The organism is Vibrio sp. HENC-03 (genome assembly GCF_000305755.2).
Lineage (GTDB): Bacteria > Pseudomonadota > Gammaproteobacteria > Enterobacterales > Vibrionaceae > Vibrio > Vibrio owensii.
In genome coordinates this window covers 319,020-334,653 of the sequence record NZ_JH976128.1, presented here as the reverse complement: position 1 = coordinate 334,653, position 15,634 = coordinate 319,020, and the positions used below count along the sequence as shown (strand labels likewise).

The following is a 15,634-nucleotide window of genomic DNA, read 5'->3' as shown; positions in this document are numbered from 1 at the left end:
ATAGAGTACCTGGCTACGAACCAGGCGGTCGGAGGTTCGAATCCTCCAGGACGCGCCACTCTTTAGAAAAAGCCTCGCTTATGCGGGGCTTTTTTGTATCTGCTGCTCGGCCATGAGGCTCTGTGCCTCCTGCTTATTTATCGCCTCCTTTTGCACGAGACTTTGTTTCAAACGCATGGCCCTCAGTTTTTGAGGCAATAGCATTGATTCGCCTAAATAGTCATCTTAGAGCTCCTGAGCGCGCTTTCTCTCGTCTTATTGGTTAAGCGGCCCACATAACGTCATTAAAATATTGGCGAGAACACAAGTGTTTCATTGTTGTTATTGATTTGTTTTGTGTGTGTTAATTTGGTCTATCTTCCTGTTTTTATTTTATTTTCTTCCTGAAAAACTCTTTTCGTTTTGAAATCCCAATCGCAGTTTTTGCAAACACTTTGATTTACTGTGGTTATATGTTGAGCGAACCCGCTAAAGAAGTGAGTTTTCGTGTGATTTGTGATCTGGGTAGTGAATAAATAATCAATATTAGAGATTATTTAAAAGCTTCCTTAAACAAAATTGACAAAATTTAACCAATCGAGATAATCCATTGGTCGGGATTTGACGCTATTAAAGTCCTGCACATTGTCAGGATGACAAAGAAAGGAAGCAACATGACGAATATAGGAAGCCTGCTAGTAGATGCGGCCACCCTGATGCTAACAGGGATGGCGGTCGTATTTATTTTCCTCACCATTCTAGTTTATCTCGTTCGGCTAATGTCTAAATTGGTGCCAGAAGAAGTACCAGCGCCGATCGCAGCACCGAAAACAAATACCAACGTTCAATCAACCTCTTCAGCTGTTAGTCCACAAGTAGTGGCGGCGATCTCGGCTGCGATTCATAAACATCGCGCCTCAGTCGCGAAGTAGCCGAAAGATAGGATTAAAAAGGAGTTTAAGAGCATGTCTAAACCACTAGCTATCACTGATGTGGTCCTTCGTGACGCCCATCAATCCCTGTTTGCTACACGTATGCGTATCGAAGATATGCTGCCTATCGCAGCTGAGTTAGATAAGGTTGGTTACTGGTCGTTAGAGACCTGGGGTGGCGCAACATTTGATGCGTGTATCCGTTTCTTGGGTGAAGACCCATGGGAGCGCCTACGCGAATTGAAAAAAGCAATGCCAAATACACCAATGCAAATGCTACTGCGTGGTCAAAACCTTTTAGGGTACCGCCATTATGCCGATGACGTAGTAGAGAAGTTTGTTGAGCGTGCGCACGTGAATGGTATGGATGTGTTCCGTATCTTTGATGCAATGAATGACGTACGTAACTTCCAAAAAGCGGTGAAAGCCACTGTTGATGTTGGTGCACATGCGCAAGGAACATTGTCTTACACCACGAGCCCAGTGCATAACGCAGACACATGGGTTGACCTTGCTAAACGTCTTGAAGACTTAGGTTGTCACTCTCTTTGTATTAAAGATATGTCTGGTCTGCTTAAACCTTATGAAGCGGAAGAGCTGATCACACGCATCAAAGCATCTTGTGATGTGCCACTAGCGCTTCACTGTCATGCAACGACCGGTCTATCTACTGCTACTGCCGTGAAAGCTGTAGAAGCGGGTATCGATATTCTTGATACTGCGATTTCTTCGATGAGTTGTACATACGGTCATACGCCTACTGAGACCGTGGTTGCGATGCTGCAAGGCACTGAGCGCGATACCAATCTGAAACTAGACCAAATCGAGCCTATCGCGGCTTACTTCCGTGAAGTACGTAAAAAATACGCGAAGTGGGAAGGTCAGCTAAAAGGTGTGGATTCACGCATTCTAATCGCCCAAGTTCCAGGGGGCATGCTGACCAACATGGAAGGTCAGCTTAAAGAACAAGGCGCTGCAGATCGTATCGATGAAGTATTGGAAGAGATCCCACGTGTACGTGAAGATCTTGGCTTTATCCCACTAGTGACCCCGACGTCTCAGATTGTTGGTACTCAAGCGGTGATCAACGTACTAACAGGTGAGCGCTACAAGAGCATCACTAAAGAAACTGCGGGTGTTCTAAAAGGCGAATACGGTGCAGCTCCAGCAGCAGTCAACGCCGAGCTACAAGCAAAAGTGCTGGATGGCAAAGAAGCCATTACTTGTCGTCCTGCTGATTTACTTGAAGCAGAAATGGAAACCCTAACCGTTGATTTGATGGAGAAAGCGCAATCTGAAGGCATTAAGCTAGCAAGCGAACGTGTCGACGATGTCCTAACTTACGCGTTATTCCCTCAAGTTGGTCTGAAATTCCTGAAAAACCGTGGCAATCCAGATGCCTTTGAACCAGCACCAACCTTAGAAGCTGCGAAACCAGCTGCTGCGCCTATAGCGCAACCTGCTACTGGCGGTGTAGAAACCTACAGCGTGCGTGTTGATGGTCAAGTGTATGAAGTAGAAGTGGGGCCGCAAGGTCAATTAACTTCTGTGACGCCAAATGCGGCAGCAGTACCTGCTCAACCTGCAGCGCCAGTTGCTGCTAATAGCGCAGCGGAAGCAGTTCCAGCACCACTTGCGGGCAACATCTTTAAAGTCAATGTTCAGCCGGGTGCTGAAGTGGCAGAAGGTGATGTACTTTTGATTCTTGAAGCGATGAAGATGGAAACAGAAGTTCGCGCTGCACGTGGTGGTGTGGTTCAAGAGTTGAATGTGAAAGAAGGGGATGCTGTTACCGTTGGCTCACCTCTTCTTAGCCTGGCGTAAGGGAGTATCATGGACGGATTGATGACCTTATGGTCAGAAACAGGGATCGCGAACTTTGAGTTCGGCCAAATCTGTATGATGTTGGTTGGTTGTACCTTGCTGTTTTTGGCGATCAAAAAAGGCTTTGAGCCCTTACTGTTATTGCCAATTGGTTTTGGCGCTATCTTAGCGAACATTCCAAATGCTGGCTTTACCGAGCCGGGCGGCTTGTTGTACTACGTCTACTACATTGGGATCGAGTCGGGTGTGTTCCCGCTGCTGATCTTCATGGGCGTAGGTGCGATGACCGACTTTGGCGCTTTGATTGCGAACCCTAAAACCTTGTGGTTAGGTGCTGCGGCGCAGTTTGGTATCTTCGCAACATTATTTGGTGCGATTCTACTTAACTATGTTCCGGGTATGGAGTTCTCCATGGCGGATGCATCGTCTATCGCGATCATCGGTGGTGCGGATGGCCCAACGGCTATTTTCTTGGCGAGTAAACTCTCTCCAGATCTGTTAGGTGCGATTGCCGTGGCAGCATACAGCTACATGGCCTTAGTACCGATCATTCAGCCACCAATCATGAAAGCTCTGACAACCAAAGAAGAGCGCCAGATCAAGATGGCTCAGCTTCGCCATGTTGGTAAGTGGGAGAAAGTGATCTTCCCTCTCGCTGTATTATTGATGACGATTCTGTTCTTACCTTCGGCAACGCCTTTAGTTGGTATGTTCTGTTTGGGTAACCTGATGCGTGAAGCTGGTGTGGTGGATCGTTTATCGAAAACAGCTCAAAACGAACTGATCAACATTGTGACCATTTTCTTGGGGCTTGGTGTTGGTTCTAAGCTGCAAGCTGAGCAGTTCCTGAACCTAGAAACGCTGGGCATCTTGGGACTTGGTGCAGTCGCGTTCAGTATCGGTACTGGCGCGGGTGTTCTGATGGCGAAACTGCTTAACAAGTTCTCGAAAGAAGACATCAACCCACTTATTGGTGCTGCAGGTGTTTCTGCAGTACCAATGGCGGCACGTGTTGTGAATAAGGTTGGCCTAGAAGCAAACCCACAAAACTTCTTGTTGATGCACGCAATGGGACCAAACGTTGCTGGGGTACTCGGTTCAGCAGTAGCGGCTGGTATTTTGCTCGCACTTGTCGGCTAGTATGTCCCTGTAAGTAGTGCCTGAAAGTTGGTGGATATTCTATGAAATGGAATTAGCTATCAATTTACAAATTGGCGATTAACTTCGACAAACAAAATGGTTTATAGTCAAAGGGATGCTCTTGCATCCCTTTTTGTTTTCTCGCAGGGAATGGGTCATGGAACACAAACAGATAGCGATTACCGAATTTGGCGACGCAGACGTTCTTGCACTGCAAACCACCACAACACCGGCACCACAAGCGGGTGAAATCCTCATTAAAGTTGCCTACTCAGGCATAAATCCAATTGATGTTAAAACTCGAGCAGGGCTTGGATGGGCTGCCGCACAAAATAAAGATAACTTACCTTGGGTTCCGGGTTATGACATCTCAGGGAAAGTTGTTTCCTGTGGTGAGGGAACGTCGCGTTTTAATGAAGGCGACGAGGTCGCGGGGTTTATAGGCTTCCCTATCCGAGGCGGTGGTTACAGCCAATACGTTTGTGTTCCCGAGTCTGAACTCAGCCATGTTCCAAATACTGTCACTTTAGAAGCGGCTGCGGTGCTACCTCTTGCGGGTCAAACGGCGGCTCAAGCATTAAGCAAGGCCAATGTTACCGAAGGCGACCGAGTATTGATTCTTGCTGGTGCTGGTGGTGTTGGCCACATAGCGGTACAAATCGCCGTGGCAACCAAAGCTGAAGTCTTTACCACCTGCAGTGAACGAAATTTAGACTACCTCGCCACATTGGGGGCGCATGCAGTGAACTATCAATTTGCGCCAGTGTCAGAACGTGTTGAAGATGTGGATGTTTTGATTGATCTTGTTGGTGGCGATGCTGCACTTGATGCTCTCAAATGTCTGACTGATGATGCTCGAGTCATCACCGTTCCAACCATTACCGCCGAACTGATCTGCGAAAAGGCGAAGCTGCTTGGCTTTGAGGCGAGCGGTATGTTGGTGGAACCCGATCGCGAACAACTCGATACCTTACTTTACATGGTTGGGGTCGGATTGTTGAAAACAGAAATACAACACGTCTATCCGATGAATGAGGTTGTGGAAGCACACAAACAAGTCGAATCCGGACGGACGCGAGGCAAGATCTTGCTTGATATGACATGTTAGAAGCCTTTAATACGGCTTTCGAAAACCTAGCACTGTGGTTTTCTGACTCTGCATTGTGGGTGCTATTCATTACCGGTTTTCTCAGTGCCACTTTGTTACCGGGTGGCTCTGAAGCGGGATTGATAGCCACTTTATCGTTAAACCAGTACTCCGTTTCTTCCATTATCATTGTCGCCACGATCGGTAATACGCTTGGTGGTTTGACTAACTATTGGCTTGGGTTGTGGATTCCGAATAAAACCCAAGATGAAAAGCACGGTCACACCGCATTGAAGTGGCTGTCAAAATACGGTTACTGGGGATTGTTCTTTAGTTGGTTGCCTGTTATTGGCGACCCACTATGTTTAGCGGCAGGATGGTTAAGGATGAAGTTTCTGCCGTGTTTAGTTCTTATATTTTTAGGCAAAGCCGCAAGATATAGCGTGCTAGCTGCCATCTATCTCGGTTTATTTTAAGGAAAGCGCATGAGAATGTTCTGGGTAAGTGCGTGCTCACTTTTAGTGATCACGGGCTGTGCATCAAACGCCCCTGTTTCGTCATTGCCTGATGGGGTGACTTTCGTTGAGTCATCAAAAGCAGAAGAAGGCAAAGTAAAAATCCCATACCAGAAATATCAACTCGATAACGGCCTTACGCTGATTCTGGCACCTGAAGATTCTGACCCACTTGTGCATGTGGATGTTACTTACCACGTGGGTTCTGCACGTGAAGAGATCGGTAAATCTGGCTTTGCGCACTTTTTTGAGCACATGATGTTCCAAGGCTCTGAGAACGTGGGTGACCAAGAGCACTTCAAAATTATTACGGAAGCGGGTGGTACCCTAAATGGCACCACTAACCGTGACCTCACCAACTACTTCGAAACCGTTCCGGCTAACCAGTTAGAAAAAATGCTGTGGCTCGAATCGGATCGCATGGGCTATTTGCTCGATGCCGTGTCTCAACGTAAGTTTGAGATCCAACGTTCTACCGTGAAGAACGAACGAGCTCAGCGTTACGACAACCGACCTTATGGTTTGATTTGGGAGCGCATGTCTGAAGCCTTGTACCCAGAAGGTCATCCGTATTCATGGCAAACCATCGGTTACGTAGAAGACCTTGATCGCGTGGATGTGAACGACCTGAAAGCTTTCTTCTTACGTTGGTATGGCCCAAACAACGCGGTATTGACCATTGGTGGTGATATCGATGTAGAACAGACGTTGGCGTGGGTGAACAAATACTTTGGCTCGATCCCTCGTGGCCCAGAGGTGGAAAACGCTCCTAAGCAGCCTGCTAAGCTTGCCGAAAGCAAATACATCACATTAGAAGATCGTATTCAGCAGCCTATGGTCATGATCGCATGGCCGACAACTTATAGCGGTGAAGCGAATCAAGCCTCGCTGGATACTTTAGCTAGTGTGTTGGGCAGCGGCACGAACAGCGTGCTTTACCAAGACTTGGTCAAAACACAGAAAGCTGTCGATGCGGGATCATTCCAAGATTGTGCTGAGCTATCGTGTAATTTCTATGTTTATGCGATGGGGGATTCTGGCGACAAAGGTGACTTATCCAAGCTCTATGATGAGTTGATGGCATCGTTGGATAAGTTCGCCAAAGATGGCGTAACTAAAGATCGTCTTGAGCAACTGAAAGGTAAAACCGAAGCCGATGCGATTTTTGCTCTAGAAAGTGTAAAAGGCAAAGTCACGCAGTTAGCATCAAACCAAACGTTCTTTGGTAAGCCAGATCTAATTGAACAGCAACTTGAACAGCTCCGTGCTGTTACGCCTGAATCGGTAGAAAAAGCATACAGTGATTTTATTCAAGGCAAGAACAAGGTAACGCTGAGCGTTGTGCCAAAAGGTAAGACAGAGCTAGCTGTGAAGCCAGCAACTTTCGTAACACCAAAACGCACATTACCTGAGTACCAAAAGATCACCGATGACCAATTGGCTTATCGTCGTGCAACGGACAACTTCGATCGCTCTATCCAACCGCCAGCGGGTGCACCTGTTGAAGCGACGATGCCAAAACTGTACGACATTCACTTCAAAAACGGTTCGGAATTACTTGGAACCGTAAGCAGTGAAACACCAACAGTGACAATGCAGTTTAGTCTGCCTGCTGGTACGCGTTTTGTTGAAAGAGGTAAAGAAGGTCTTGCTCAGCTTACCGCAGCGATGTTGCAAGAGGGCACAACTAAGCGCTCTGCAGAAGACATCCAAGCTGAACTAGACAAGCTTGGCAGCGTTATTTCTGTCGATGCGAGTGGCTACACGACGGACATCAGCGTCTCTGCACTTGAGAAGAATCTGGCACCAACGTTGAAGATTGTTGAGGAGATGTTGTTGTCTCCGGCATTCAAGCAAGAAGACTTTGACCGAGTGAAAACACAAGCGTTAGAAGGTCTGGTTTATGAACACCAAAAACCAAGCTGGATGGCATCACAGGCAAGTCGCCAAGTGTTGTATGGTAATTCTATCTTTGCACGCCCGAAAGATGGCACCAAGGCGGGGCTTCAAGCGCTGACGTTGGATGATGTTCGTGATTTCTATGCGAAGCATTACACGCCACAAAGCGCACAGATCATTGCCGTTGGTGATATCAGTAAAGCGGACTTAGAGAAACAGCTGTCTTTCTGGGCAAATTGGGAAGATGAAGCCGCTCCACTTTACGCGCCGCAAACTATCGCACCACTCGGTACGCAAAAAGTGCACTTGGTGGATAAGCCAGGGGCACCACAAAGTGTGGTCATGATGGTTCGTCAAGGCATGCCTTACGATGCAACAGGCGATTTCTATCTGGGTCAGTTAGCAAACTTTAACCTAGCGGGTAACTTTAATAGCCGTATCAACCAAAACCTTCGTGAAGACAAAGGCTACACTTATGGTGCTTATGGTTATTTCTCCGGTAATGTAGAAACGGGGTCGGTTGTATTTACTGCGCAAGTGCGTGCGGATTCGACGGTGGCGTCTATCATCGAGATGGAGAATGAGTTGAACGAGTTCTCACAATCGGGCATGACTGACGATGAGTTGAAATTTATGCGCCAAGCGGTCGGTCAAAAAGATGCACTGAAATATGAGACGCCAACACAGAAAGGCAAACTCATCAGTGATATTTTGAAATACAACTTAGATAAAGATTATCTACAACAACGAAACGCTATTGTTGAGACCGTCGATAAGCAGACGCTCAACGCTCTAGCACAGAAATGGTTTGACCCGAACGACTATCAAATCGTGGTCGTCGGAGATGCGACTTCCCTTCGCCCTCAACTAGAAAAGTTAGGGAAAGACGTGGAAGAGCTTGAAATCATTCGATAGAGTACACATTTAATAGCGGAGAGGAGACTCTCCGCTATTCGTTTCTAACTAGATAAATGACTTTTTGATGGGTTATTTATCTAGATGGATTATATATCAATAACTTAGCTTTCACTTGCCACGCTTGGCGAGTGTCCTGCTCCCAATATAAGCGAACCTCATTTTGACTGATTTTGCTGCGCGACTAAAACAAGTTGCATCAAACCCAGAAGTATTTAAGCAGTTTGGACGCGGTGTTGAGCGAGAAACTTTGCGCTATCGTCAGGATGGACACCTAGCAACAACACCTCATCCAGAGGGTTTGGGCTCAGCGTTCACAAACAAATGGATCACGACAGACTTTTCAGAATCTCTACTAGAATTCATTACGCCTGTATCACATGAGATCCCTGAATTGATGGGACAGTTGAAAGACATCCATCACTTCACTCAAACCAAAATGGGTGAAGAGAAAATGTGGCCGCTTTCGATGCCATGTTATGTAGGCACTGAAGATGATATTCAGCTAGCTCAATATGGCTCATCAAACTCAGCAAAAATGAAAACGCTTTACCGTGAAGGTCTAAAACGCCGCTACGGTAGCTTGATGCAAATTATCTCGGGCGTGCACTTCAACTTCTCTTTCCCTGAATCGTTCTGGGATGCGTTGCATGGTGAGCAAGATGAAGAAGCTCGCCAAGAAACGAAATCCGCAGCGTACTTTGCTCTAATCCGTAACTACTATCGCTTTGGTTGGATGATCCCGTACTTCTTTGGTGCGTCACCAGCATTGTGTGGCTCGTTCATTCAAGGACGTGAGACGGATCTGCCATTTGAGAAAATTGGTGGCACCTTATACCTACCAAAAGCGACCTCTCTGCGTCTGAGTGATCTCGGTTACACCAACAGCGCTCAAAGCGTGCTTAAGATTGGCTTTAATAGTATCGACCAGTATCTTGAAGGTTTGAGTGACGCGATTCGTCGTCCATCTGAAGAGTTTGCTGAGATTGGTGTGAAAGTCGATGGTGAATATCGTCAGCTTAACTCAAACATTCTGCAAATTGAGAATGAATTGTACGCCCCAATTCGTCCGAAACGTGTAACGAAGAGCGGTGAAAAGCCTTCTGAAGCGCTTAAACGTGGCGGTGTGGAATACATTGAAGTTCGCTCGCTCGATGTGAACCCATTCAGTGCCGTTGGTGTGAGTGAAGAGCAAGTTCGCTTCCTTGACCTATTCCTAACGTGGGCAGCGCTTTCAGACTCTGATCCGATGGATAACTGCGAGCTAGAATGCTGGCGTGACAACTGGAACAAAGTCATTGTTTCTGGCCGCGAGAAAGGCTTAATGCTGCAAATCGGTTGCCAAGGCGAGCGTCTGTCTCTACAAGATTGGGCTCATCGCGTATTCGCTGACCTTCGTCTGATTGCGGTTGAAATGGATGCTGCAGCTGGTGGCAATGCGTACCAAGCGGTTTGTGACAAACTAGAATCTTGGATTGATGAACCAGAGCTGACCATTTCTGGCCAACTGCTTGAGCTGACAAAAGAGCACGGTGGTTTAGGTAAAGTGGGTTGTGCGCTTGGCATGAAGTTCCGTGAAGAAAACCTAGCACACAGCTATGAGCAATATTCAGCTGACGCAATGGAAACGGAAGTTGCGACATCGGTAGAGAAGCAAAAACAAGCAGAGCAAAGTGATACGTTATCCTTTGATGACTTCTTAGAAGATTACTTTGCTTACCTAAAACAATAATCAGCAGTAAGGACAGGGATTGGACATTAAGCCGTTAGTGGTGTCTGTACTTGGGAGCGTGATGTTAGGCGGTTGTGCGACTGCGCCCCCAAAGCAACAAGACAACCTATGTGAAATATTCCGAGAAAAATCCGGTTGGTATGAAGATGCCAAAGACATGGAAGAAGAGTGGGGCACGCCAATCAATGTGGCGATGGCGATCATTAAGCAAGAAAGTAGCTTTCGTCATGATGCTCGACCACCTAAAGACTATATTCTCGGCTTTATTCCGTGGGGACGCGTTAGCAGCGCTTACGGTTATGCTCAAGCCCAAGACCCTGCTTGGGATGACTTCCAAGATGCGACGGGACAAGGTGGCTCACGTACGAACTTTGACGACTCAATGATGTTTGTCGGTTGGTATACCCATGAAACTCGTCGCCAATTGGGTATCTCGTTGTGGGACCCTTACAACCAGTACCTTGCGTATCATGAAGGACGTGGCGGCTACAAACGCGGCACTTATAACAGCAAACCAAGCTTAATTAAGGTTGCAAGACGCGTAGAGCAAACCGCAAAGACTTATGGCTGGCAGCTGAAACAATGTCGTCAGGAATTGGAAGACAACAGCGGCTGGTTCTTTTAGCTCACTCAATCCATGGATTATGAGTGAGGGAATGAACAGAAATAACGACCAATACTTGTGAGTGTTGGTGATTACAATCAGGAGAGATGTAATGCCTTTATTAGACAGTTTTACCGTAGACCACACACGCATGAATGCACCAGCAGTCCGTGTGGCTAAAACGATGCAAACTCCAAAAGGGGACACCATAACGGTATTCGACCTACGTTTCACTGCGCCAAACAAAGACATCCTTTCTGAGAAAGGGATTCATACATTAGAGCACTTGTACGCAGGCTTTATGCGTAACCACTTAAACGGTGAGAGTGTCGAGATTATTGATATTTCACCAATGGGCTGTCGCACCGGTTTCTACATGAGTTTGATTGGCACGCCTTCAGAGCAGCAAGTGGCTGACGCTTGGATTGCCGCGATGGAAGATGTTTTGAAAGTAGAAAACCAAAACAAGATCCCTGAGTTGAACGAGTACCAATGTGGTACAGCAGCAATGCACTCTCTGGATGAAGCAAAGCAAATTGCGAAGAACATTCTAGAAGCCGGTGTATCAGTTAATAAGAATGACGAGCTTGCGCTGCCAGAGTCAATGCTTAAAGAACTACGTATCGACTAACCTGTCTTTCAGTTCAGAGCGTAGAGTTCGAAACGCATAAAAAGAAAGAGCCTGATAATGTCAGGCTCTTTTTTGTTTTTTCGGCGCTATTTATCGCTACTTTTCTTGAGTTTTGGGTACACCTTAACAAGCTTTATGCGATTCTCTTCAATATCGACAATTTCCATTGGATGCCCTGCGACTTGCACGCTTAAATGGCTTTCTGGAATGTCTTCTAAATGTTCTAGAATCAGGCCATTCAAAGTTCGTGGGCCGTCGGTCGGTAGTTTCCACTTCAAGCCTTTGTTGATATCTCGGATATTGGCACTGCCTTCAATCAAGAAGCTACCATCACCTTGCGGAGTAATTTCTTCCGATAAACTTGGTGCGATAGAAGTGGTAAATTCGCCAACAATCTCTTCCAAGATATCTTCCAACGTTACCAAGCCATTAATGTCGCCATACTCATCGACAATCAAACCAATGCGCTGTTTGTTGCGTTGGAACTTCAGCATCTGCACGTTCAGAGGTGTGCCTTCTGGGATGTAGTACACCTCATCGGCAGCACGTAGCAGTGTTTCTTTGTTGAACTCGTTCTTCTCTAGCATCAAACGGTACGCTTCGCGCAGACGCAGCATACCAACCACTTCATCAATCTGATCACGGTACAGCACAATGCGGCCATGAGGAGAGTGAGTCAGCTGACGTACGATAGATTTCCAATCGTCATTGATGTCGATGCCAGTGATCTCATTACGTGGCACCATGATGTCGTTCACGGTGACGTGTTCAAGATCCAAAATCGAAACCAGCATGTCTTGGTGACGGCGCGGAATCATGCCACCCGCTTCATTTACAACCGTACGCAACTCTTCTGAACTAAGGTGATCTTCTGTGTTGTGATCGGCTTTCACACCAATAAGGCGGATAAAACCATTAGTAATAAAGTTCACTAACATCACCAAAGGTGACAGAACTTTCATCAGAATCGTGAGGAGAATACTACTCGCGTAGGACACGCGTTCAGGGTAGAGGGCGGCGATGGTTTTCGGTGTGACTTCTGCAAATACGAGCACCACCATAGTCAGTGCACCAGTTGCGATGGCAACACCGATATCACCGTATAATCGCATACCCAAAATGGTCGCGATGGCAGACGCCAAAATATTAACAAGGTTGTTGCCGATAAGGATAAGACCAATCAAACGATCTGGACGGTCTAATAGCTTTTCGACTCGCTTCGCCCCTTTATGCCCATTATTGGCTAAGTGCTTTAAGCGGTAACGGTTCAAAGACATCATCCCTGTTTCTGAACCTGAGAAGTAACCTGATATGACGATAAGACACGCGAGTAGCGCAAATAAGATACCCGTAGATATGTCGTCCAAAACGCAGCAGTTCCTTGTATGTGTTTGGTTAATTTATGACCGAGCTTGGCCGCTAAGTCAATGGAATAAGGGGTACTCTATTTTATTTACCCATCAATATAAAGGATAAGGAGCACAAGGCTCCTTATTAATTGAATTTAATAGATGGATTACATCAACTTAATATGATCTCTTTCACGAAGCGGCTGCCAAAGTATGCCAAGGTCAGCAGTGTCGCACCCGCGACTGCAAACCAAGTCACTTTCTTACCACGCCAACCTTTTTGATAATGACCCCAAAGCAAGATGGAATACACAATCCAAGCGATGAAAGAAAGGATACCTTTGTGTGCTTTACCTTGAGCAAACATGTCTTGTACGAAGACAAAACCAGTAATCAATGTGCCTGTGAGTAATAAGTTACCAATCAAGATAATCTTGAACAGTTGTCGTTCAACCATCATCAATGGTGGCAAGTTCGGATTAATTGCCAACGACTTCTTGGCTTTGAGCTTGTGGTCGAGCCACGCCAGTTGCAGAGCGTATAGCGCACCAATGGTTAAGGTAGCGTAGGAGAACAGCGCAAAAGAAATGTGAATAAGTAGCTTAGGGTCGTTCTCTAAATGCTTAATAAACGTGCTTGGTAAGAAGGTAGCAGCAGTTAAGTTGATGGCAGCAAAGCTATAAACCACAGGAAGAAGGAACCACAAACGATTCTTGAGCATCGCCACACTCATCACGAGAGAGATGATAAAGCTGATCAAAGAAGCGACGTTAAGAATGCTGAGGTTTTGCCCTGAACCGTCGAAAATCAGATCACTCAGAATCCAAGCGTGAAAAACCAACGCACATGCCGCACTGGCAAATACGGTTTTCGCTTTGATTCCTGACTGCTGAGAGAGTCCGGGAATGATGGTCGCAATTGCCAAAACGTAAAGAATGGCGGCTGCGATGGCAATTAAGCTATCCATGAATCTTAAGAGTTATTGTGCACAATGGTGAAAATTATACCTTGCATTACTCTTTGGGGCTATGGGCGATGCCTCATCAATCACGAGAGATGAGATATTGAAATTAACAAGTTAGCCCTCAAGTTAAGGATAAGAGCAGTGTTCGGGTATGACTGTGACGTTGGCTAAGGTATACTCACACTAATTAATCGCCATTTTAGCGAAGAGACAAAGATGTTTGAGAATTTAACGGATCGATTATCCAAAACGCTGAAGAATATCAGCGGTAAAGGTCGTCTGACCGAAGACAACATTAAAGAAACCCTACGTGAAGTGCGCATGGCACTATTGGAAGCGGACGTTGCGCTTCCTGTTGTACGTGAATTTGTAAACCGCGTTAAAGAAAAAGCGGTGGGTGTAGAAGTTTCTAAATCCCTAACACCGGGTCAAGAGTTCATCAAGATCGTTCAAGCTGAGCTTGAGGCGGTAATGGGTGAATCTAACGAAGCACTTAACCTAGCAGCACAGCCGCCAGCAGTGCTTTTGATGGCTGGTCTACAAGGTGCGGGTAAAACCACATCGGTAGGTAAGCTTTCTAAGCTACTGAAAGAGCGTGATAAGAAGAAAGTCTTGGTTGTGTCTGCCGACGTTTACCGTCCAGCGGCAATCAAACAGCTAGAAACCCTAGCATCAGACATCGGTGTCGACTTCTTCCCATCTTCACCAGATCAAAAGCCAATTGATATTGCTAACGCAGCTATCGACCACGCGAAGAAGAAATTCTACGACGTGTTGATTGTCGATACCGCAGGTCGTTTGGCTATCGATGAAGAAATGATGGGTGAGATTAAAGATCTTCACTCAGCGATTAACCCTGTTGAGACGCTGTTTGTTGTTGATGCAATGACAGGTCAAGATGCGGCGAATACAGCAAAAGCATTCGGTGATGCGCTACCGCTAACCGGTGTGATTCTGACTAAAGTCGATGGTGATGCACGTGGTGGTGCGGCGCTATCAGTTCGTCACATCACAGGTAAGCCAATCAAATTCCTAGGTGTGGGTGAGAAAACCGACGCACTAGAACCGTTCCACCCTGATCGTGTTGCGTCGCGCATTCTAGGTATGGGTGACGTACTGTCACTTATCGAAGACCTACAACGCAATGTAGACCAAGAAAAAGCAGAGAAGCTAGCGAAGAAGTTCAAAGAGAAGAAAGGTTTTGACCTTGAAGACTTCCGTGAACAGCTAGGTCAAATGCAAAACATGGGTGGCATGATGGGTATGCTAGACAAGCTACCAGGCATGTCTCAGCTACCATCAGACGTGAAAGACAAAGTTGACGACAAGATGTTTAAGCAGATGGAAGCGATCATCAGCTCAATGACAATGAAAGAACGTCAACGCCCAGAAATCATCAAAGGTTCGCGTAAGAAGCGTATCGCTGCAGGTTCTGGTGTTCAGGTTCAAGACGTTAACCGTCTATTGAAGCAGTTCACCCAAATGCAGAAGATGATGAAGAAAATGCAAAAGGGCGGCATGAAAGGCATGATGCGCAACATGCAAGGCATGATGGGCGGCGGTATGGGTGGAGGCGGTGGCTTCAATCCATTTGGCCGTTAAACGATTGCCTAGACTTTAGTTTCAGGGTGTTAGCTACATCACAAACTTGAATTTCAATTTATGTTGGTGAAAAAGTAACTAAATCCCTTGCATTGCTTCGGGATAAGAGTAAAATTCCGGAGCTTTATTTTGGCACGAGACCCCAGGTTGTTCAGTTTTATGAATGATTATTGGGGTTAATTTTATTTTTGAGAAAGCAAAGAGGACGACATGGTAACCATTCGTTTGGCACGTCACGGCGCTAAAAAGCGTCCATTTTATCAAATCGTAGTAGCGGACAGCCGCAACGCTGCAACTGGCCGTTTCATCGAGAAAGTTGGTTTCTTTAACCCAACTGCAAAAGGTCAAGAAGAAGGTCTACGTCTAGACCTAGACCGCGTTAACCACTGGGTTGGTCAAGGCGCGTCTCTATCTGACCGCGTTGCTAAGCTAGTTAAAGACGCTCAAAAAGCGGCTTAATT

13 protein-coding genes are annotated in these 15,634 nt (G+C 46.4%); 11 read left to right on the top strand and 2 right to left on the bottom strand.

The window, feature by feature from the left end; all coding sequences use genetic code 11:
* Nucleotides 1-653: 653 nt before the first annotated feature.
* From VCHENC03_RS03595 to luxS, 9 genes are all read left to right on the top strand, one after another.
* On the top strand, nucleotides 654-911 hold the full coding sequence (locus VCHENC03_RS03595; protein ID WP_005448441.1) for an oxaloacetate decarboxylase subunit gamma: 258 nt from the start codon (nucleotides 654-656) through the stop codon (nucleotides 909-911).
* Nucleotides 912-944: 33 nt separating this feature from the next.
* Complete coding sequence (oadA, locus tag VCHENC03_RS03600; protein WP_009707580.1) at nucleotides 945-2,735, top strand: sodium-extruding oxaloacetate decarboxylase subunit alpha; 1,791 nt, start codon at nucleotides 945-947, stop codon at nucleotides 2,733-2,735.
* A gap of 9 nt (nucleotides 2,736-2,744) precedes the next feature.
* The gene (locus tag VCHENC03_RS03605; protein WP_005448436.1) at nucleotides 2,745-3,875 is read left to right on the top strand and encodes a sodium ion-translocating decarboxylase subunit beta; all 1,131 of its coding nucleotides are present in this window, start codon (nucleotides 2,745-2,747) and stop codon (nucleotides 3,873-3,875) included.
* A gap of 157 nt (nucleotides 3,876-4,032) precedes the next feature.
* Nucleotides 4,033-4,983, top strand: coding sequence for an NADP-dependent oxidoreductase (locus tag VCHENC03_RS03610; RefSeq protein WP_009707579.1), 951 nt, complete (start codon nucleotides 4,033-4,035; stop codon nucleotides 4,981-4,983).
* On the top strand, nucleotides 4,977-5,438 hold the full coding sequence (locus VCHENC03_RS03615) for a YqaA family protein (protein WP_009707578.1): 462 nt from the start codon (nucleotides 4,977-4,979) through the stop codon (nucleotides 5,436-5,438). Before VCHENC03_RS03610 ends, VCHENC03_RS03615 begins: the two co-directional genes overlap by 7 nt.
* A 9-nt stretch (nucleotides 5,439-5,447) precedes the next feature.
* Nucleotides 5,448-8,291, top strand: a complete 2,844-nt coding sequence (locus tag VCHENC03_RS03620; RefSeq protein WP_032803037.1) for a M16 family metallopeptidase — start codon at nucleotides 5,448-5,450, stop codon at nucleotides 8,289-8,291.
* Between the two features lie 163 nt (nucleotides 8,292-8,454).
* Nucleotides 8,455-10,023: a glutamate--cysteine ligase gene (gene gshA / locus VCHENC03_RS03625; protein ID WP_005438052.1), complete on the top strand. Its 1,569-nt coding sequence runs from the start codon at nucleotides 8,455-8,457 to the stop codon at nucleotides 10,021-10,023.
* 19 nt (nucleotides 10,024-10,042) lie between these two features.
* Nucleotides 10,043-10,648 (top strand): transglycosylase SLT domain-containing protein, encoded by a 606-nt coding sequence (locus tag VCHENC03_RS03630; RefSeq protein WP_009707576.1) that lies wholly within the window; start codon nucleotides 10,043-10,045, stop codon nucleotides 10,646-10,648.
* Nucleotides 10,649-10,739: 91 nt separating this feature from the next.
* Nucleotides 10,740-11,258, top strand: coding sequence for an S-ribosylhomocysteine lyase (gene luxS / locus VCHENC03_RS03635; protein ID WP_005438047.1), 519 nt, complete (start codon nucleotides 10,740-10,742; stop codon nucleotides 11,256-11,258).
* 86 nt (nucleotides 11,259-11,344) lie between these two features.
* On the opposite strand, the gene VCHENC03_RS03640 is transcribed toward luxS, so the two are convergent.
* On the bottom strand, nucleotides 11,345-12,625 hold the full coding sequence (locus VCHENC03_RS03640; RefSeq protein WP_009707575.1) for an HlyC/CorC family transporter: 1,281 nt from the start codon (nucleotides 12,623-12,625) through the stop codon (nucleotides 11,345-11,347).
* A gap of 154 nt (nucleotides 12,626-12,779) precedes the next feature.
* Nucleotides 12,780-13,574: a cytochrome C assembly family protein gene (locus VCHENC03_RS03645; protein WP_005438043.1), complete on the bottom strand. Its 795-nt coding sequence runs from the start codon at nucleotides 13,572-13,574 to the stop codon at nucleotides 12,780-12,782.
* Between the two features lie 213 nt (nucleotides 13,575-13,787).
* Between VCHENC03_RS03645 and ffh the strand changes: the two genes are divergently transcribed.
* Nucleotides 13,788-15,173 carry a signal recognition particle protein gene (gene ffh, locus VCHENC03_RS03650; protein WP_009707574.1) on the top strand — a complete coding sequence of 462 codons (1,386 nt, stop codon included), beginning with the start codon at nucleotides 13,788-13,790 and terminating at the stop codon, nucleotides 15,171-15,173.
* A 210-nt stretch (nucleotides 15,174-15,383) separates the two neighbouring features.
* Nucleotides 15,384-15,632 carry a 30S ribosomal protein S16 gene (rpsP, locus tag VCHENC03_RS03655; protein ID WP_005438039.1) on the top strand — a complete coding sequence of 83 codons (249 nt, stop codon included), beginning with the start codon at nucleotides 15,384-15,386 and terminating at the stop codon, nucleotides 15,630-15,632.
* Nucleotides 15,633-15,634: the final 2 nt, after the last annotated feature.